The organism is Methylobacterium sp. SyP6R (assembly GCF_019216885.1).
Taxonomy (GTDB): domain Bacteria; phylum Pseudomonadota; class Alphaproteobacteria; order Rhizobiales; family Beijerinckiaceae; genus Methylobacterium.
Genome location: NZ_JAAQRC020000001.1, coordinates 2,561,773 through 2,579,913, shown reverse-complemented (window position 1 = coordinate 2,579,913; position 18,141 = coordinate 2,561,773). Strand labels below are relative to the sequence as shown.

The 18,141-nt window shown below is 70.3% G+C and carries 16 protein-coding genes; 8 read left to right on the top strand and 8 right to left on the bottom strand.

Annotated elements, in window-relative coordinates; genetic code table 11:
• Positions 1 to 192: 192 nt before the first annotated feature.
• Complete coding sequence (locus HBB12_RS11860; protein WP_236989524.1) at positions 193 to 402, bottom strand: TOBE domain-containing protein; 210 nt, start codon at positions 400 to 402, stop codon at positions 193 to 195.
• Positions 403 to 612: 210 nt separating this feature from the next.
• Here HBB12_RS11860 and HBB12_RS11855 point away from each other — a divergent pair, with 210 nt between their 5' ends.
• From HBB12_RS11855 to HBB12_RS11845, 3 genes are all read left to right on the top strand, one after another.
• Positions 613 to 1,122 (top strand): pyridoxamine 5'-phosphate oxidase family protein, encoded by a 510-nt coding sequence (locus tag HBB12_RS11855; RefSeq protein ID WP_236989523.1) that lies wholly within the window; start codon positions 613 to 615, stop codon positions 1,120 to 1,122.
• A gap of 167 nt (positions 1,123 to 1,289) precedes the next feature.
• A complete protein-coding gene (gene pncB, locus HBB12_RS11850; RefSeq protein ID WP_236989522.1) occupies positions 1,290 to 2,582 on the top strand; it encodes a nicotinate phosphoribosyltransferase in 1,293 nt (430 codons plus the stop codon).
• 257 nt (positions 2,583 to 2,839) lie between these two features.
• A complete protein-coding gene (locus HBB12_RS11845; RefSeq protein WP_236989521.1) occupies positions 2,840 to 3,976 on the top strand; it encodes a GGDEF domain-containing protein in 1,137 nt (378 codons plus the stop codon).
• A 139-nt stretch (positions 3,977 to 4,115) separates the two neighbouring features.
• On the opposite strand, the gene hemC is transcribed toward HBB12_RS11845, so the two are convergent.
• Positions 4,116 to 5,051, bottom strand: a complete 936-nt coding sequence (gene hemC / locus HBB12_RS11840; RefSeq protein ID WP_236989520.1) for a hydroxymethylbilane synthase — start codon at positions 5,049 to 5,051, stop codon at positions 4,116 to 4,118.
• Between the two features lie 112 nt (positions 5,052 to 5,163).
• Positions 5,164 to 5,463, bottom strand: coding sequence for an antibiotic biosynthesis monooxygenase family protein (locus tag HBB12_RS11835; RefSeq protein ID WP_236989519.1), 300 nt, complete (start codon positions 5,461 to 5,463; stop codon positions 5,164 to 5,166).
• Positions 5,464 to 5,678: 215 nt separating this feature from the next.
• Between HBB12_RS11835 and HBB12_RS11830 the strand changes: the two genes are divergently transcribed.
• Together HBB12_RS11830 and HBB12_RS11825 are read left to right on the top strand one after the other, a co-directional pair.
• On the top strand, positions 5,679 to 6,158 hold the full coding sequence (locus tag HBB12_RS11830; protein WP_236989518.1) for an RNA polymerase subunit sigma-70: 480 nt from the start codon (positions 5,679 to 5,681) through the stop codon (positions 6,156 to 6,158).
• Between the two features lie 154 nt (positions 6,159 to 6,312).
• Positions 6,313 to 6,615, top strand: coding sequence for a carboxymuconolactone decarboxylase family protein (locus tag HBB12_RS11825; RefSeq protein ID WP_236992751.1), 303 nt, complete (start codon positions 6,313 to 6,315; stop codon positions 6,613 to 6,615).
• Between the two features lie 285 nt (positions 6,616 to 6,900).
• Here HBB12_RS11825 and HBB12_RS11820 read toward each other — a convergent pair whose 3' ends face one another.
• Positions 6,901 to 7,365 carry an Hsp20 family protein gene (locus tag HBB12_RS11820; protein WP_099899369.1) on the bottom strand — a complete coding sequence of 155 codons (465 nt, stop codon included), beginning with the start codon at positions 7,363 to 7,365 and terminating at the stop codon, positions 6,901 to 6,903.
• 300 nt (positions 7,366 to 7,665) lie between these two features.
• Here HBB12_RS11820 and HBB12_RS11815 point away from each other — a divergent pair, with 300 nt between their 5' ends.
• Positions 7,666 to 8,685 (top strand): alpha/beta hydrolase, encoded by a 1,020-nt coding sequence (locus HBB12_RS11815; RefSeq protein ID WP_236989517.1) that lies wholly within the window; start codon positions 7,666 to 7,668, stop codon positions 8,683 to 8,685.
• Positions 8,686 to 8,733: 48 nt separating this feature from the next.
• Here the strand turns inward: HBB12_RS11815 and hisN are convergent, their stop codons facing one another.
• From hisN to HBB12_RS11795, 4 genes are all read right to left on the bottom strand, one after another.
• Complete coding sequence (hisN, locus tag HBB12_RS11810) at positions 8,734 to 9,525, bottom strand: histidinol-phosphatase (RefSeq protein WP_236989516.1); 792 nt, start codon at positions 9,523 to 9,525, stop codon at positions 8,734 to 8,736.
• A gap of 92 nt (positions 9,526 to 9,617) precedes the next feature.
• Positions 9,618 to 11,711 (bottom strand): AI-2E family transporter, encoded by a 2,094-nt coding sequence (locus tag HBB12_RS11805; protein WP_236989515.1) that lies wholly within the window; start codon positions 11,709 to 11,711, stop codon positions 9,618 to 9,620.
• Between the two features lie 126 nt (positions 11,712 to 11,837).
• Positions 11,838 to 13,862, bottom strand: a complete 2,025-nt coding sequence (pbpC, locus tag HBB12_RS11800) for a penicillin-binding protein 1C (protein WP_236992750.1) — start codon at positions 13,860 to 13,862, stop codon at positions 11,838 to 11,840.
• Positions 13,863 to 14,154: 292 nt separating this feature from the next.
• Complete coding sequence (locus tag HBB12_RS11795; protein ID WP_236989514.1) at positions 14,155 to 14,934, bottom strand: GntR family transcriptional regulator; 780 nt, start codon at positions 14,932 to 14,934, stop codon at positions 14,155 to 14,157.
• A 133-nt stretch (positions 14,935 to 15,067) separates the two neighbouring features.
• On the opposite strand from HBB12_RS11795, the gene pcaB reads away from it, so the two are divergent.
• Together pcaB and HBB12_RS11785 are read left to right on the top strand one after the other, a co-directional pair.
• On the top strand, positions 15,068 to 16,420 hold the full coding sequence (pcaB, locus tag HBB12_RS11790) for a 3-carboxy-cis,cis-muconate cycloisomerase (RefSeq protein ID WP_236989513.1): 1,353 nt from the start codon (positions 15,068 to 15,070) through the stop codon (positions 16,418 to 16,420).
• Between the two features lie 315 nt (positions 16,421 to 16,735).
• The gene (locus tag HBB12_RS11785; RefSeq protein ID WP_236989512.1) at positions 16,736 to 18,076 is read left to right on the top strand and encodes a cation:dicarboxylate symporter family transporter; all 1,341 of its coding nucleotides are present in this window, start codon (positions 16,736 to 16,738) and stop codon (positions 18,074 to 18,076) included.
• The last annotated feature ends 65 nt before the right edge of the window (positions 18,077 to 18,141 follow it).

Here is an 18,141-nt window from a genome sequence, read left to right as displayed (position 1 = left end):
TGATCCCACCCACGACCTCATCCTGAGGTGCGACCGTCAGGGAGCGTCGAAGGAGGGCTCCAGGGATCGCGGAGACTTCCGGAGCCCTCCTTCGAGGTCAGTCGATTTTCAATCGACTGACACCTCAGGATGAGGTCGTGGGTGGGGTGAGCACGGCGTCTGCGATCCCGCTTCAGCCCACCACATTGCATCTCAATCCGTGGCGATCATCACGTCGCTGGACTTGATCACCGCCTTCACGGTCTTGCCGGGCGCCAGGCCCAGCTCGTCGGCGGATTCATTGGTGATCGCCGCTGTGACGATCTGCCCGCCGGCGAGCTCGACCCGGATATGGGCGGTGGTGGCGCCCTTCTTGACCTCGACGACCTTGCCGTCGAGCTGGTTGCGCGCGCTGATCTTCATCTCGGACTCGTGTCTTCGCATCGGATATGGCGGTGCCCCGCCATGCGGCCGCCGTTACCGCACAGATAGGCGCGCCGCCCTGTCAGGCGAGTCCGACATCACGGCCGAGTTTCGGCCGCGGGCAACCGAAACCAAAGCCGGCATCGTCCGTTGTCGTGCAGCTTCGAGCGGCTTTGCCCGCTCGCGACGTGTTTCGAGGGAGATCGACCGATGCACCAGGGCAGCCACCGCGACCACGAGGGCGCTAAGAAGCTCTTCGCGATGATCAAGGACGTGAAGGTCGCGATGATGACCACGGCCGATTCCGACGGGCAGCTGCGCAGCCGCCCGATGTGGAACCAGGACGCGGACGAAGCCGGCGACCTGTGGTTCTTCGTCAAGCAGGACGCGCCGGTGACCAACGAGATCGGCCGCGACAACCAGGTCAACCTCTCCTATTCCGATCCGTCGAGCCAGAACTACGTGTCGGTGTCGGGCAAGGCCGAGATCGTGCGCGACAAGGCACAGATCGATGCCAAGTGGAGCGAGAGCCTGAAGACCTGGTTCCCCGGCGGCAAGGACGATCCGTCGGTTGCGCTGATCCGCGTCCACCCGGAGAAGGGCGAGTACTGGGACAGCCCGAACTCGACGATGCTCCATCTCTACGGCTACGTGAAGGCGGCGGTGACCGGCGAGTCGCCGAAGACCGAGAAGAAGGCCGTCGACCTCGGCGCCCGCTGAAGGCGAGGCGCCGGCTGAGGATTGCAGCGGAAGCTGAGCGGTCGCTCGGCTCGCACGCTTGACTCAGGCGCCCGAACCGTGCGGGCTTCGCACCCGCCGTCGCCCCGCCCGAGGGGCGACGGTCCGGCCGCTCGCAGGAGGCGGCCCGAGGCAGGCAGGCACGGGCGATGCTCGATCTCGCGACCAGGGTCTACAACCACACCTGGAAGATCGACCCGATCATCCGCTCCGTGCTCGACACGGATTTCTACAAGCTCCTGATGGCCCAGACGATCTTCCGGCGGCACCGGAACGTCTCGGTCACCTTCGGCATCCAGAACCGCACCAGCCGGATCAGGCTCGCCGACCTCATCGATCCCGGCGAATTGCGCGAGCAGCTCGATCATTGCCGATCGCTGCGGCTGACGCGGGGCGAATCGACCTGGCTGCGCGGCAACACCTTCTACGGAAGGCGCCAGATGTTCTCGCCGGACTTCATGGACTGGCTCGAGAATTTCCGCTTCCCCGATTACCTCCTGGAGAAGCAGGACGGTCAATACGTGCTCACCTTCCACGGCCCGTGGATCGAGACCACGATGTGGGAGGTGCCCGCACTCGCCATCCTCAACGAGCTGCGCTCGCGCGGCGTGCTCAAGGGCATGGGCAAGTTCGAGCTGCAGGTGCTCTATGCCCGCGCGATGACCCGGATCTGGGAGAAGATCGAGCGGCTGAAGAACCTGCCGGGTCTTTCCATCGCCGATTTCGGCACCCGCCGCCGCCACGGCTTCCTGTGGCAGGACTGGTGCGTCGAGGCGATGATCGAAGGCTTGGGCTCGAGCTTCCTCGGCACCTCGAACTGCCTGATCGCGCTTCGCCACGACATCGAGGCGGTGGGCACCAACGCCCACGAGCTGCCGATGGTCTATTCGGCGCTGGCCGAGACCGAGGAGGAGCTCGCCCGCGCGCCCTACCTGGTGCTGGCCGACTGGCAGCGGGATTACGCCGGCAACCTCCTGGTGATCCTGCCCGATACCTACGGCACCACCGGCTTCCTGGAGCGCGGGCCGGCCTGGATGGCCGACTGGACCGGCATCCGCATCGATTCGAAGGACCCGATCGAGGGGGGCGAGGAGGCGATTCGCTGGTGGACCAAGCACGGCCGCAACCCGCGGGAGAAGCTGGCGATCTTCTCCGACGGGCTCGACGTCGACGTGATCGAGCGGATCCACCGCCATTTCCACGGCCGCCTGCGCATCGGCTACGGCTGGGGCACGCTCCTCACCAACGATTTCCGCGGGCTGGCGCCGGATGGCCGCCTCGACCCGATCTCGATCGTCTGCAAGGTGATCTCCGCCAACGGCCACCCGACCGTGAAGCTCTCCGACAATCCCACCAAGGCGCTCGGACCCGAGGACGAGGTCGAGCGATACAAGCGGGTCTTCGGCGTCGGCGCGCAGCGGGCGGTGCCGGTACTGGTCTAGAGCATTTGCCGACGAAGCGGATACCGGTCCGCCGAAGAAAGCGCGTCGAAATCGAAGACCTGTAGTGCCGTCCGATTGCAGCGCGATCTGACAACGCTCCAGGGGAGTATTCCGAACGGCAGATGGCTTCCGCTTTCCTCAGGCTGTGACACGAGAGGCCGTGCCGCGAAGATTCTGCCCGATCCCAGGGATATTGTCGGAATCGTCATAGATCCCGTGGTTCCGTCACGTCAGGAAACGGGGTGGACACACGGCGGATGCCCGCAGGCGCTGAAACGGACGATGTCTACGCCGCGCTGGTCGCCGAGCTTGCGCGCATCGCCCTGCCGACGACCATCATGGCCATCACGCTGGCGGCGGTGGGCCTGTTCATCGCCCAGGTCCTCGGCCATGCCTTCCTGTTCGCGGCGGTCGCGGTCGGCCTCCTGGCTTCGGCATGCAAGCTCGCCCTCATCGTCCTGCAGATGCGGCGGCTGGCGAGGGGTCCGCTCGCGCGCAAGGAGGCCCGCCGCTGGGAGTGGGGCCAGATCCTGACCACCATCGGGGTCGCCTCCTCGGTCGGCGCGCTCGTCGGCACGGTCTTCGCGCAGCCCCGGATGGATCTGCAGATGCTCGCGACCGGGTTGTTGTTCGGCTATTGCTCCGGCGTCGTCACCCACCTCTCGGTCAGGCCCTTCATCGCGGCCGGCGCGCTGCTGCTGGCGGCCCTGCCGGCGATCGTCTCGGCAGCCTGGGGCGGGGGCATGTCCCACGGCATCCTGGCGACGATGTTCAGCCTCTTCCTCGTCGGGGCGCTGCAGAGCGTCCTGTCGGCCCATCGCACGGCCATCCGGCAGATCCGGCTGCGCCTCGACATGGCGGCGCTCGCCCGCAGCGACGCCCTGACCGGGCTCGCCAACCGGCTCGGGCTGCGCGGGGCGTTCGACGGCTTGTCGGCGACGGGGAACGACAGCGTGGCGATCCACTGCTTCGATCTCGACGGCTTCAAGCCCGTCAACGACCGCTTCGGCCACGCGGCCGGGGACGCCCTGCTGCAGGAGCTCGGCGCGCGACTGCGCCTGCTTCTCGCCGCGCCCGCCCTGGCGGCCCGGATCGGCGGGGACGAGTTCGTGGTGCTCCAGCCCGGGGTACGGCACGTCGAGGAGGCGGAAACTCTCGCCCGCCGTATCGTCCACGCCCTCGGCGCACCCTACCAGCTCGGGACGCAGACCGTCACCGTCGGACTGAGCCTGGGCTTTGCCTGCGCGCCCTCGGCCTCGGCGGATCTCGACGATCTGCTCCGGGAAGCGGACGCGGCCTCCTACGCGGTCAAGCGGCGGGGCGGCGGGGTCGCCGCGGGCGGGCTCGGCGGCGCCCGGGAGCAGGAGCGGCGAGCTGGAACGATGCGGGTGTGACCCGCGCGCCGATCACTCCGTGCGGCGGTCCGCCCGCGGGCGCAGCCCCCGATCACCTTGCGATCGGACGCTGCTCTGGATTTTCGATTGTGCCGCATTCTCTCTCGACGAACCGGCACCCGCTTCGTCGGCAAACGCTCTATTGCAGCTTGTCCCGGTAGGTCTCGCCCGCTTTCGCCTTCAGCTCCGCGCCCGCCTCGCGCCCGATCGTCAGGGCGTCGGCGGCGGCGCCGGCGCGGTGGGTCGTCCAATGGGCGCTGCCGTCGGGCAGGAACAGGATCCCGTCGAGGGTCAGGCGGTCGCCGTCGATCTGGGCGAGCGCCGCGATCGGGGTGCGGCACGAGCCGTCGAGCTCTTCGAGCAGGGCCCGTTCGGCTCCCACCGCGATCGTGGTCGTGGGGCAGGCCACCACCTGAAGGCGCGCGATCACCTCGGTGTCGCCGGCCCGGCACTCGATGCCGAGCGCCCCTTGCGCCACCGCCGGCAGCATCGCGCTCACCGGCAGGATCTCCTGCGCGCGGTCGGCGAGGCCGAGGCGCTCCAGTCCCGCGATGGCGAGCAGGGTGGCGTCGCAGGCGCCCTCCTCGAGGCGCTTCATCCGGGTATTGGCGTTGCCGCGCAAGGGGACGATCGTGAGGTCGGGCCGGTGCATCAGCACCTGCGCGCCGCGGCGCAGGGACGACGTGCCGACCCGGCTGCCCGGCGCCAGGGTGGCGAGGCTCTGCGCCCGCGGCGACAGGAAGGCGTCGCGGGGATCGTCCCGCTCCAGGATGCAGGCGATGACGAGCCCGTCCGGCAGCCAGGTCTCGACGTCCTTCATCGAATGGACGGCGATGTCGACCTGATCGGTCAGCAGCGCCTGCTCCAGCTCCTTGGTGAACAGCCCCTTGCCGCCGATCTCGGAGAGCGGCCGGTCGAGCACCTTGTCGGCCACCGTGGTGACGACGACGAGCTCCATCGCGCCGGGCTCGGCGAGGTCGGGATGGGCCGCCGCGATGCGGTCGCGCACCATCCCGGTCTGGGCGAGCGCCATCGGGCTGCCGCGGGTGCCGATGCGCAGGGGACGTCGGGCCATGTCGGGTGCCGTGAGATCGAGGAACCTTGACTCGCGAGTAGCGGGTCGGGCGCCTCATGTCACGCTGCGGCTGCGCTCGAGGCGCGCGCCCGGGCGCGGCGCGTCCCGCGGTTCAGGAGCCCTGGACCGCCAGCACCGTGTGCTCGACCTGCGGCGGAGCGGCGAAATGCTCCGAGACCAGGGCGCGCCAGGCCGGGAAATCCGCCGATTCGCGAAAGTCGACCGTGTGGTTCTCCAGGGTCTCCCACCGCACCATCAGGCGGTAGCGGGTCGGGATCTCGACCGAGCGTTGCAGCTCCATGCCACGGCAGCCCTTGGCACGGCGAAACAGCTCCGCCGCCCGGCCGACGCCGGCCTCGAAGGCGCTCTCGTGCCCGGGTTTCACCTCGATCTGCGCGATTTCCAGAACCATGCCGGTCTCCTGTCCGATCGGGGTCAAGCCATGCGCGAAGCCGCCGGCCTTGTCCAACGCGACGGGCGGCGGCGAGAGCGGTGGATGGCCTCCGGCGGCCGGTTGCCAAGCCGGAACAGGACGCGCACAAACCGTGGATGACCTGTGCACGGTGGCAACCGGCGCCGACCGGCGGCCGTTTCCCTGCCGGAACGTGACAGCGGAGTTCGGTCCCGATGGCGACGCTGAAGGAATTCGAGGAAGCCCTGCGCGAGAACGGCATGCAGATGGCGCTGGCGATTCTCGAGCGCCTGCGCGAGCGCGACCGCGCCACCCGGGTGGTCAAGCCCGGCCGCCGCATCGTCGGCAAGAAGATGACTCCGGAACTCGCTCGCGAGATCCTCGAGCTGCACGGCTCGACGGAGATGACCCAGCAGGAGATCGCCTTCAAGCTCGGCGTCAACCAGGGCCGGGTGAACGAGGTGATCAAGCGCGGCAAGTGGCTCTCGGGCGACCAGACCGCGCCCGAGGCCGTGGCCCGCGACAAGGGCAAGGCGCGCATCCAGGGCGCCGAGCCGAAGCGGCCGCGCAAGGCCGCCGCCAAAGCGGGGGCCAAGGCCGGGGCCAGGAGCGCCAAGGCCGGCACGGCCAAGGACAAGCCCGGCAAGTCGCCGAAGGCCCCGGCGACGGCGCAGCTCGCCTTCGGGGATCTCTGAGGCGATCTCTGAGGTAAGCCGCGCGGACGGGCCCAAAGCCGCATTGGGCGGCGGCCCGTGATCCTCTAACTGTCACGAGGCCGAGCCGCCCCGACCGATGGGCGGCCGGTCACGACACCGGCCAACCCGGGAGGATCACGCCATGTCCCACGCGATGTACGATTCCGCCAACCTCCAGAAGCTGCCCGCCCTGAAGACCCTCGCCCCGGAGGCGATGGGGGCGTTCGAGGCCCTCGACAAGGCCGCGCTCGCGGACGGCGCGATCCCGCGCAAGTACAAGGAGCTGATGGCGCTCGCCGTCGCCCTCACCACCCAATGCCCCTACTGCCTCGAAGTGCACCGCGAGGCGGCGAAGAAGGCCGGCGCGACCGAGCAGGAACTGGCCGAGACCGTCTTCGTGGCGGTGGCCCTGCGGGCCGGCGCGGCGCTCACCCACGGCACGCATCTCCTGCCCTGACGCTAAGCAGATTTCGCAAAAGTGGCCGCCGGTTTTGCGGAAAAAATCTGCGATAAAACAAGGATCTAAGCGGACGAAGCGTTGGCCTGCCAACGCAAGTCTGCTTAGAGCGCTTCGCGACCGCGTTGCAATCGTGAAGCTCTCCAGGCCGTCGATTCTGGCGCATTTTTTCCGACGAACCGGCATCCGCTTCGTCGGAAAATGCTCCAGCCCTGCCCTCCATACGAAGAAGCGCCCCGGCCTCGCGGCCGGGACGCTCCCCTAGGGATGAGTAGGCTTGAACGCTTACGCGGCCTTCTGGACGCTGCCCTCGATCGATTGCGGGCGGGAGCCCGAGGCGATCTGGATCTGGCGCGGCTTCTTGGCCTCCGGGATCTCGCGGACGAGATCGACGTGGAGCAGGCCGTTCTCCAGCACCGCACCCGTCACCTGAACGTGGTCGGCGAGCTGGAAGCGCCGCTCGAAGCCGCGGGCCGCGATGCCCTGGTGCAGGAACTCGGCCTGCTTGGCCTCGGCCTTGCGCTCGCCCTTCACGGTGAGCGCGTTCTCGCGGGTCTCGATCGACAGGTCCTGATCCGTGAAGCCCGCCACCGCGAGGGTGATGCGGTAGGCGTTCTCGGCCGTACGCTCGATGTTGTAGGGCGGGTAGGTCGGCGCCGCATCCGAGGTCACGAACTGGTCGAGAGCGGAAAACAGGCGGTCGAAGCCGACGGTCGAACGGTACAGGGGAGCGAGATCGAACTGACGCATGACATATTCTCCGTCTGAAGCAATATGTAGTCTGGTGGAACCGCCGCACGGGCCGGTCCCGGTCTTGCGCGCCGCCGTATCGGCCGGCGCCCTTCGCATATTGGATTGGGCTTTCGGCTGATCAAGACCGCCGCAAGCGGGAGGTTGCGAATTTTTTGCGAGGGGGCCGATCCAAGGGCCGGACAAGCCGGCCTCGCGCTCCACTTGTTAGGGGGTGCCGTGCCAGGATGCGCTGGATGACCCGGTGTCCGAACGATCCGTTCGGACACCGGGTCATCCAGCCCGCGCGGCGCTTGAGCGATGCGGAAACCGTATGCCAGCCTCGGAGGCCTTCTCGTGACCGTGCCGCTGCTCGCCACGCCCGACAACCCGATCCCGCCCGGGGCCGCGCTCCTGACGGTCCGGACCGCCGACGGCCTTTCCTTGCGGGTCGCCACCTGGGCGCCGACGGCGCGGGTCGTCCACGGCACGGTCTGCCTGGTGCAGGGCCGGGCGGAGTTCATCGAGAAGTACTTCGAGACCGTGGCGGAGCTGCGCGGCCGCGGCTTCCACGTCGTCGCCTTCGACTGGCGCGGCCAGGGCGGCTCCGACCGCACCGTCGAGGACCCGCACAAGGGCCATGTCGACGATTTCTCGGAGTACAAGCTCGACCTCGCGGCGGTGGAGAGCCAGGTGATGGAGGCGCGGATGCCGCGCCCGTTCTTCGGCCTCGCCCACTCGATGGGCGGCGCGATCTGCCTCACCGCGGCCCGGGAGGGCTGGCTGCCGTTCGACCGCCTCGTCGTCCTCGCCCCGATGGTGGCGATCTGCATGATCCGCCGGCCGAAGGCCGCGATGCGCCTCGCGGCATGCCTGCGGGCCTTGGGCTTCGGCCGCCGCTACGTGCCGGGGGGCTCGGCGGTCTCGATCGCCACCAAGCCGTTCCCGAACAACCGGCTCACCGCCGATCCCGTCCGCTACGCCCGCAACGCCGCCGCGGCGCTCGCGGTCGGGGCCGGGGCCATCGGCGACCCCACCATCGGCTGGCTCGCCGCCGCCTTCCGGGCGATGCGCCGCTTCGAGGATCCGCGCTATCCGCTGGGCATCCGCGTGCCGGTCCTGGTGGTGGCCGCCGGCGCCGATCCGGTGTGCAGCACCCCTGCGGTGGAGCGCTTCGCCGCCCGGCTGGCGGCCGGCCACACCATCACCCTGCGCGGCGCGCGCCACGAGATCCTGATGGAGCAGGAGGCGGTCCGCGAGCAGTTCTGGGCGGCGTTCGACGCGTTCGTGCCGGGGACGGCGTTGCCGGGGGTCGGGGAGGCGCGGGCCGAGGTGGCGTGAACGGAGAGTGCCGCCCCCGTCCCCGTCCCGGCGCCTAACCCCGGTGCATCAGGCGTTCAGCAGCGCCAACGCCGCCTCGTGCAGCCGCTTGTCCCCCGCCGCCACGATCCGCCCGCCCTTGGCGGCGGAAGTCCCCTCCCAGGTGGTGACGACGCCGCCGGCGCCCTCGATCACCGGGATCATCGCCACGATGTCGTAGGGCTTCAGCGCGGCCTCGATCACGAGGTCGATATGGCCGGCGGCGAGCATGGCGTAGGCGTAGCAATCGGCGCCGTAGCGGGCGAGACGGGTGGCCTTCTCCACGCGCTCGTAGGCCTGCCGGTCCGCCGTGCCCTCGCCGAACAGGCGCGGATCGGTGGTGTGCAGGATCGCGTCCGCCAGATCGCCTTTCCGGCGGGTGCGCAGGCGGCGGTGGCCGTGCGGGCCCTGGTAGTGGGCGGCCTCGCCGTCGCCGAAGAAGCGCTCGCCGGTGAAGGGCTGGTTCATCAGGCCGTAGCAGGGCACGCCGCCCCTGGTGAGCCCGATCAGGGTCCCCCAGATCGGCAGGCCGGCGATGAAGCCGCGGGTGCCGTCGATCGGATCGAGCACCCAGACGTATTCCGCATCCGGATTCTCCGTGCCGAATTCCTCGCCCAGGATGCCGTGGTCGGGAAAGCTGCGCTTGATGAGCTGGCGCATCACCGCCTCGCCGGCGCGGTCGGCCTCGGTGACCGGGTCGAAGGCGGCCTTGCCGGCGGCCTTGTCCTCGGTGGCGAAGGACGCGCGGAAGAAGGGCAGGATGGCCTGGCCCGATTGGGTGGCGAGCTCGTCCACGAACCGTGCGAAATCCACCACGCTCATGCTGTCCCCGATTCCCGCTCGATCCGCGGGCCCGCGGCCCGCATCCGCCGGATCGAAACGGCGGCGCGGCCCCGGCGTCAAGCCCCGGAGCTTCAGGCCCCGGCACGCTCGGGGACGGGCTCGAACTCTTCCTCGGTCTCGTACTCTTCCTCGGTCTCGTTTCGGATCTCTCGATCGTGGGTTTCTTGCGCCGGGGCGGGGGAGGGGGCGGCGGCCGGCGCGTCGCGCACAGCCTCCAGGCAGGCCTCGACGCCCTCGCGCAATGAGACCGCGTAATGGTCGGCGCCGAGCGATTTCCGGGCGCCGGGATCGCTCAGCACCGCGTCGTCCGCCGGCCATAGGCCCACCAGCACCTGCGCCTCGGGCGCCCGCCGCCGCGCCCGCTGGACGAGGTAGCGCAGATGGGCCGGCGTGCCGCTGATCTCGAGATAGGAGATGCAGATCATCCGCGCCGCGGAGGCGTCGAGCGACCCGATCTCGGCCCGCGACACCGCCTCGAACGGCACCACCCGGGTGCCGAAGCCGTGCTTGTCGAGGAGCTGGGCCAGCATCATCGAGGCGGCCTCGTCGAGCGGCCCGCGGCCGGCGACGCAGAGCACCGCGCCCTCGCGTCGCCAGGCTTCCGGCAGGGCGTCCGGGGCGGGGGCGTCCGGCACGGCGGGCGCGGCCTCGCAGGGCACCTCCTCGTCCTGGCGGCCCGACAGGAGCCGGCCGGCGAGGGTGGTCTTGGCCTCCGGCGCCGCGTCGTCCCGGTCGGCCAGATCCTCGATCAGTTGCGCGATGCCGACGCGGATGCGCTCCAACTGGCTCCCGGTCAGCACGCCGCGCCGGGCGTCGGTGGCGGCGAGCTGGAGGCCTTTGAGCGCCACCTCGTCGTAATAGGAAGAGAGCGAGCACTGGGCGAGGATGACCTCGGCCAGTTCCTGCGCCTCGTCCGGGTCGTCGGCCAGCATGCGCTGATAGAAGTTCTCGACCGGGGTCAGGGCCGGGCGGTCGCCGAATAGCACGTCGAGGAATTCGAGCTTGTCGACGTGGCGGCCGAGCACGACGAGGCAGACGGTGAGCGGCGTCGAGAGCAGGAGCCCCACCGGTCCCCACAGCCAGGTCCAGAACAGGGCCGAGACCAGGACCGCGAAGGGCGACAGCCCGGTCGAGTGGCCGTAGACCAGCGGCTCGATGAACTGGCCGACCAGCGGCTCCAGCACCAGGAACAGGGCTGCGGTCGCCAGCACCATGTTCCAGCCCGGATCGACGGCGGCCGCCAGCATCAACGGCAGCAGGGCCGACAGGAAGGCACCGATATAGGGCACGAAGCGCATCAGCGCGGTGAAGATGCCCCACAGGATCGGGTTCGGCACGCCGATCAGCCACAGGCCGACGCCGATGACGAGGCCGAACCCGGCATTGAGGGCGAGCTGGACCAGGAAGAACCGGCTCAGGCGCCGCGCCGCGTCGTCCATCGCCACGGTGGTGCGGTGCAGGTCGCTGGAGCCGACGAGGCGGATCATCCGGTCGCGCAGATCCTCGCGCTGGACCAGGATGAAGATCAGGACCACGAACACGATGCCGAGGGTGGCCAGCGGCGAGACGACCGGCGCCAGCACCTTCTCGGCGAGCTCGACCGGGCCGGGTTCGCGGTCGCGCATCTCGACCAGCACCGGCTTGTCGGGGTTCTGCACGGAGGGCGGCGGGGCGGGCTTGCCTGCGGGCTTCTCCTTCCGGTCCTCCGGTTTCTGCTCCGGTGCTCCGGCCTGCTGGATCTGGTGGTTGATGCTGCGCAGGTACCCGGCGAGGTCGCCGAGCGGCCCGGCCTTCAGGTTCTCGGCCTTCTGGGCGATGGTGCGCTGGTAGCGCGGCAGGCCGGTCGAGAGGTCGGCGACCTGCATGCCGATGAGCCCGCCCAAACCCGCCACCACGGCGAGCAGCAGCAGCACCGCGACGCCGACGGAGGGGATGCGCCCGAGCCGCAGCTTGCGCAAAAGCGCCACCAGCGGCCCGATGACGAAGCTGAGCAGGACCGCGATGGCGATCGGGATCAGGATCTCGCGACCGAAATACAGGGCCGCCACGATCACCGCGGCGATCACGAGCGGGGCCGCGAGACCGTCGCCGGGGGTCTCGGCGGCCTGGACCCGGGCCGGCTTCATCGGCAGGAGGCCCCTGCGATCGTCTCGCCCATCCGCCATGCGACGCTTAACTCCCACGCGCGCGGCGCTCGCCGTCTCGCCACGCTTCCACCGGGAAGGAACGGGATGGGCGGCGAAACGATCCGCCGCTGACCCAGGGCCATTCTATCGAAAATGTGATCGGGCCTACTCGACCCGCACCATCACGCTGTCGCTGGCCCCCGTCGCGTCCAGCACCGAGATGCGCACGAAGCCGGCGCCGTCGGGCTGCCACTCGGCCTGGCGCCGGTCCGATTCGGTCACCGGCAGGCCGCCGACGAGCCAGGTCAGCGGCAGGGTGCCGCCGAGCGCCTTGAGGGCGAGGCCGGCGGGCGCCCCCTCCTGTGCGCCGAGGTCGATCCGCGCCCCGTCCGGCGGATAGGCGATGCGCAGGCGGTCGGTCGGGCCGGCCTCCCGGCGCAGGTGCCGCAAGGGCGGCGGCAAGGTGCTCGTCGTCGCCACCAGGGCGTCGCGGGGGCGCGCCACGGGCTCCGGGTCGCCGCCGAGGCGGGCGAAGGCGTCGAACAGCAGCGGAGCGGCGGCGATCCGCCCGACGAGGCCCGGCACCCCGGCCCCGTCCGGCCGGCCGAGCCAGACCGCCACGGTGTATCGGCGATCGAACCCGACCGCCCAGGCGTCGCGGTAGCCGTAGGACGTACCGGTCTTGTAGGCGAGGCGGTTCGGCAGGGCGCTCTCGGGCGGCGGCGTGCCGCGCAACACGTCGGCGACGTACCAGGACGCCACCGGCTCGGCGATGCGCGGCAGCACCGCATCGGTCGCCGGAGCGTCGAGGCGGCGCCTCAGCACCGGCACCTCGCCGCCGCGGGCGAGCCCGGCATAGAGCCGGGCGAGGTCGGCGAGCGTGATGCCGAGGCCCCCGAGCGCCACCGGCAGGCCCGGCGCGGCGTCCCTGGGCAGCGCGATGGCGGCGCCGGCGGAGCGCAGGCGGGCGATGAAGCGGGCCGGCCCCACCGCCTCCATCAGCTCCACCGCCGGGACGTTGAGGGAGAGCTGGAGCGCGCGCCGCGCCGTCACCGTGCCCTGGAAGGTGAGGTCGAAATTCTCCGGCGCGTAACTCGCGCCGAACCGGGACGGGCGGTCCTCGATCAGGGTCTCGGGATGGGCCAGCCCCGATTCGAACGCCATGGCGTAGACGAAGGGTTTCAGCGCCGAGCCCGGCGAGCGGACCGCCCCGGTCATGTCGATGGCGCCCGAGCGGGTGGCATCGAGGTAGCCGGCGCTGCCCACTTGAGCCCGCACCTCGCCGGTGGCGTCGTCGATGACGAGAAGCGCCGCCGACAGGCCGGGAGCGATCGCCGCCGCCCGCTCGGCCACCAGCGGTTCGAGCCGGGCCTGGAGCCGCGCGTCGAGGGTGAGGCGGTGCACGGCTAAGGCCGGCTCCTGCGCCAGAGCCGCCTCGGCGGCGTGGGGAGCCAGCATCGGGAAGGGCTTTCGCCCGTGCGGCACCGGCTCGGCCTTGGCGGCGGCGGCGTCCGCCGCCGGCACCACGAAGCGGGCGGCCGCGATGTCGAGCACCCGGTCGCGGGCCCGGCGCGCGGCCTCCGGGAACCGGTCGGGCCGCCGCCCCTCCGGCGCCTGGGGCAAAGCCACCAGCAGGGCGGCCTCGGCAAGCGTCAGCCGCGCCGGCTCGCGCCCGAAATAGGCGAGGCTCGCCGCCCGCAACCCCTCGATCGGCCCGCCATAGGGCGCGAGCGCGAGGTAGAGCCGCAAGACCCCGTCCTTGCCGAGGCGCCGCTCCAGTTCGATCGCCCGGGCGATCTGGCGGAGCTTGGCGGTGAGCGAGCGCTCGCCCCGCGGCTCGATCAGGCGCGCCACCTGCATCGACAGGGTCGAGGCCCCCGACACGATCCGCCCCGCCGCGAGCCACTGCCCGGCGGCGCGCAGGAGCGCCCGCGCATCGACCCCCGGATGGTCGCGGAAGCGCCGGTCCTCGTAGGCGGTCAGCATGGCGAGGAAGCGGGGATTGGTCGCCGCGGGTTCGAGCGGCAGCCGCCAGCGGCCGTCGGCGGTGGCGAAGGGACGCAGCAGCGTGCCGGCCCGGTCGAGGACGATGGTGGAGCGGGCGTTCGCCGCCGTGAGGTCGAGGGGAGGGAGGTACGCGACGGTGGACCCGATCCAGCAGGCGGCGACCAGCACGGATCCGATGAGGATCAGGACGGACAGGCGCCGTCGCGTTGCCGGTGTCGTGCGCACGCTCGCTCCCCCCGGTCGTTCCTGCGGCCGGCTCAGGCCGATCCTGTCATACAGTCGCCGATTGATCGCTTCGCGATGCGGAAACCGGCTTCGCTCAGGCGTGTGAAGCCTACGGCTTCACCGCGCGGGCTGGTGATACGGCGTCCGGAAGGAATCTTCCGGACGCCGTATCACAGGTCGCGAGCCGGCGCGACGGCCGGTTCGGGGCTCGGCGCCGCGATGCGGGCCGGCCTCGATCGGCCGCATCCCCTCACGCGCCGGGCGCGTCGGCGGAACCGGACGATGCAGGCGGCTCGCCGTCGTGCCGCTTGAGGACGCTCTGATAGCTGTAGCGCTCGGCAGGATGGATGCTGAGGGAGACCTCCGCCATGCCGTAGGGGCTGAGGACGTACTGGCGCCGGATCGCGAGCGCGTGGCTTCCCGGCGCGACCTGCAGGTCGTCGGCGCAGGATGCGGGCACTCCCACCGCGCGGATGCTCTGGCGGATCTCGACGATGCGCCGGCCGGACACGGCTTCCAGCAACGTGCCGTAGATGCCCGAATGCGAGGCGATGCGCTCGCGCAGCGCGTCGCCGTAAGCGGCGTCGAGATAGACGTCGGTCCAGCAGATCGGCGGCGCCGACGGGGTGCCGGGCACGCGCCGCAGGAACGATACGCGCAGCCAGCGCCGGCCCGGCTGGCAGTCGAGCGCCGCGGCGAGATCGGCATCGGCGACCACGTCGGCGATGTCCTGAATCTGGCGCTCGGTCTCGGCGCCGAATTGCTGCACCGCCTCGATGGATTCGAGGTTCTGCGAGAAGCCCGCGGCCGGTGACGCGGTGGCCGCCTCGACCCGGGTTCCCGCGCTCTTGCGGCGGCTGATCAGCCCCGAATTCTGCAACTCGCGCATCGCCGCCCGCACCGTCGCCCGGCTGACCGCGAACTGGTCCGCGAGCGCGTGCTCGTTGGGAAGGAGCGAGCCCACGGGGTAGCGCCCATCCGCGATCGCCTCGGTGAGCAGGCGTGCGACGTATGCGTAACGCGTTTCCAACGAGACCGAACCTCCGCCCGAGCCGGCAGCCCCGCGAGAAGACGGAAGCGCCCGCGGCCCGTCAAGGGGCTTGACAGTTGTTATGTTCGTACATAATTTTTGTACGAACATAACAACTGGGAGGGACAGCGGCATGGCCGCCACCGTCATCGATTCGCTGCTGTTCCGGGATGCCTTCGGCACACCGGCAATGCGGGAGGTTTTTTCCGATCGGGCCCTGATCCGGCGCTACATCGAGGTCGAGGTCGCCCTGGCGCGGGCTGAAGCCGCTTGCGGCGTGATCCCGGCCGAGGCCGCCGAGGCGATCGCCCGCACCTGCTCTTTCGAGGCGCTCGATCTCGATCTCCTGCGCCGGGAGACCGACAATGTCGGCTACCCGATCCTGCCGCTCGTCCATCAGCTCGTGCATCAGTGCGGCGAGGCCGGGCGCTACGTCCATTGGGGCGCGACCACCCAGGACATCATGGACACCGCCACCGTGCTCCAGATCCGGGCCGGCCTGGAGATCGTCGCGGCCGACCTCGCCGCCCTGCGGGGGATCCTGGCCGACCTGTCGGCTCGTTACCGCGACACGCCGATGGCCGGGCGCACCCACCTGCAGCAGGCCCTGCCCGTCACCTTCGGCTACAAGACGGCGATCTGGCTCGCCATGATCGACCGCCACGCCGAGCGCCTCGAAGAGCTGAAGCCGCGGGTGCTGGTCGGCCAGTTCGCCGGAGCGGCCGGGACGCTCGCGTCGCTCGGCGCGGAGGGGCTGCGCGTACAGGAGGCGTTCTGCCGGGAACTCGGGCTCGGCGTCCCGGCCTCGACCTGGCACGTCGCCCGCGACGGTTTTGCCGAGGCCGTCAACCTGCTGGCGCTCGTCACCGGCACGCTCGGCAAGATCGCCCTCGACATCATGATCATGGCCTCGACCGAGTTCGCCGAGGTCTATGAACCCTTCGTCACCGGGCGCGGCGCCTCCTCGACCATGCCGCAGAAGCGCAACCCGATCTCCTCCGAACTGATGCTCGCCGCCGCCAAGGGCGTGCGCCAGCAGGCCGGCCTGATGCTGGATGCGATGGTCCAGGACTTCGAGCGGGCGACCGGCCCGTGGCACGCCGAGTGGATGGCGATCCCCGAGAGCTTCGTGCTGACCGCCGGCGCCCTGCACCAGGCCAAGTTCGCGCTGGGCGGCCTGATCGTCGACGAGGCGCGGATGCGCGAGAATCTCGGGATCAGCCGCGGGCTGATCGTCGCCGAGGCGGCGATGATGGCGCTCGCTCCCCATACCGGGCGGCAGCAGGCCCACGACCTCGTCTACGCCGCCTGCCGCTTCGTCAACGAGCGGGGCGGGACGCTGGCCGAGGCCCTGACCGCCATGCCCGAAGTGACGGCGCATCTCGACCGCGCCGCGATCGACCGCCTGACCGACCCGGCGAACTATCTCGGCTCGGCGCCCGAGATGGTCGACCGCGTGCTCTCCGGCGCGGCCCGCGGTGCCTGACTCCGACGCTGGAGCAGCGCCCGATCACGTCGCAATCGGATGCCGCTCCAGGTCTTTGGGTTCGCCGCATTGACTGCGACGAGCCGGCATCCGCGTCGTCGAAAAAGTGCTCCAGGCTCGTCGGCCTCGCGGAAAGACGAAGTCATGTTCAGTCGGAATCCTGGCGGTGGACGAGCGATGACACCGGAGATCGCCCGATGATCTTCGACGCCGCACCGTCATGAGTGTCGTCATCGTCGAACGCGCCGCATCGCCGGGCTCTCCGCCCGGCGACAACGGGAGCGCGTGCCCTCTCACCCCCGACCCGAGGAAGCCATGCCCGACGCCACGCTCGATCCACACGCGATCGCCCCGAGACCCGCCACCGCCGCGAAGCCGAAGAGGAAGGCGCTCTGGCGCAACCTCGGCGTCCAGATCGTCGTCGCCATGGTGCTCGGCGCCGCCATCGGTTTCCTCCTCCCGGGCGTCGCGGTCCAGCTCAAGGTTCTCGGTGACATCTTCCTGCGCCTGATCAAGACGGCCGTGGCGCCGCTGGTCTTCCTGTGCGTCGTGATCGGCGTCACCTCGGCCGGCGACTTCAAGCGGGTCGGAAAGGTCGGCCTGATCGCGATGCTCTACTTCGAGATCGTCTCGACCATCGCGCTCGGCGTCGGCCTGCTCGCCGGCAACCTGCTCGGCGTCGGCCAGGGCATGGCCGCCTCGACCCGGGCCGACCTCGCCCACGGCAAGGCGCCGACCGGCGCGACCGCGCCGCATTCCGCCCTCGACTTCATCCTCAACGTCTTTCCCGACAACTTCATCGGCGCCTTCGCCAAGGGCGAGCTGCTCCAGGTGCTCGTCATCGCGCTGATCTTCGGCGCCGCCCTGCTGCACTTGCCCGCCGAGAAGCGCCAGCCGATCGAGAACGGCCTCAACCGCATCTCCGACGCCTTCTTCGAGTTCATCCACCTGATCATGCTGGTGGCGCCGATCGGCACCTTCGGGGCGGTCGCCTTCGCGGTCGGATCGAGCGGCACCAGCGTGCTCCTGTCGCTGATCTACCTGATTCTCAGCTTCTACGCCGTGGTGATCCTGTTCATCGTGGTGGTGCTCGGCGCGATCTCGGCCCTGTTCAAGATCAACCTGTTCCAGTTCCTCGACTTCATTCGCGAGGAGATCTACATCGTGCTCGGAACCGCCTCGTCCGAGAGCGTGCTGCCGCGCCTCATCGAGAAGCTGCCGACCTATGGCTGCTCGCGCCAGAGCGTCGGCCTCGTGCTGCCGACGGGCTACGCCTTCAACCTCGACGGCACCTCGATCTACATGTCGATGGGCATCGTCTTCCTGGCCAATGCCTATCACGTGCCGCTCGATCTCTGGCAGCAACTCGGCATCCTCGGCGTCATGCTCCTGACCTCGAAGGGCGCGGCGACCGTCTCGGGCGGCAGCTTCGTGGTCTTCGCCGCGACGGTGGCGGCGACCGGAATCCTGCCGCTCGAAGGCCTGCCGATCCTGTTCGGCGTCTACCGCTTCATGTCGATCGCCGTCGCCACCACCAACGCCATCGGCAACAGCGTCGCCACCGTGGTCACGGCCAAGCTCGCCGGCGAGTTCGATCCCGCCATGGCGCAGGAGGCGATGGCCCGCCTGCGCGCCGAGCGCGCCGCCGCGGCCTGACGCATCCGGGGAGCCCGCGGGCTCCCCGACACCGTGATCGACACGCCCCCTCGCAGGACCGCAAG

What these genes read in the sequence shown, in the direction of transcription:
- HBB12_RS11860 (WP_236989524.1), bottom strand. Translation starts at nt 402, where the DNA reads ATGAAGATCAGCGCGCGCAACCAGCTCGACGGCAAGGTCGTCGAGGTC.
- HBB12_RS11855 (WP_236989523.1), top strand. Translation starts at nt 613, where the DNA reads ATGCACCAGGGCAGCCACCGCGACCACGAGGGCGCTAAGAAGCTCTTC.
- pncB (WP_236989522.1), top strand. Translation starts at nt 1,290, where the DNA reads ATGCTCGATCTCGCGACCAGGGTCTACAACCACACCTGGAAGATCGAC.
- HBB12_RS11845 (WP_236989521.1), top strand. Translation starts at nt 2,840, where the DNA reads ATGCCCGCAGGCGCTGAAACGGACGATGTCTACGCCGCGCTGGTCGCC.
- hemC (WP_236989520.1), bottom strand. Translation starts at nt 5,051, where the DNA reads ATGGCCCGACGTCCCCTGCGCATCGGCACCCGCGGCAGCCCGATGGCG.
- HBB12_RS11835 (WP_236989519.1), bottom strand. Translation starts at nt 5,463, where the DNA reads ATGGTTCTGGAAATCGCGCAGATCGAGGTGAAACCCGGGCACGAGAGC.
- HBB12_RS11830 (WP_236989518.1), top strand. Translation starts at nt 5,679, where the DNA reads ATGGCGACGCTGAAGGAATTCGAGGAAGCCCTGCGCGAGAACGGCATG.
- HBB12_RS11825 (WP_236992751.1), top strand. Translation starts at nt 6,313, where the DNA reads ATGTACGATTCCGCCAACCTCCAGAAGCTGCCCGCCCTGAAGACCCTC.
- HBB12_RS11820 (WP_099899369.1), bottom strand. Translation starts at nt 7,365, where the DNA reads ATGCGTCAGTTCGATCTCGCTCCCCTGTACCGTTCGACCGTCGGCTTC.
- HBB12_RS11815 (WP_236989517.1), top strand. Translation starts at nt 7,666, where the DNA reads ATGCGGAAACCGTATGCCAGCCTCGGAGGCCTTCTCGTGACCGTGCCG.
- hisN (WP_236989516.1), bottom strand. Translation starts at nt 9,525, where the DNA reads ATGAGCGTGGTGGATTTCGCACGGTTCGTGGACGAGCTCGCCACCCAA.
- HBB12_RS11805 (WP_236989515.1), bottom strand. Translation starts at nt 11,711, where the DNA reads ATGGCGGATGGGCGAGACGATCGCAGGGGCCTCCTGCCGATGAAGCCG.
- pcaB (WP_236989513.1), top strand. Translation starts at nt 15,068, where the DNA reads ATGGCCGCCACCGTCATCGATTCGCTGCTGTTCCGGGATGCCTTCGGC.
- HBB12_RS11785 (WP_236989512.1), top strand. Translation starts at nt 16,736, where the DNA reads ATGCCCGACGCCACGCTCGATCCACACGCGATCGCCCCGAGACCCGCC.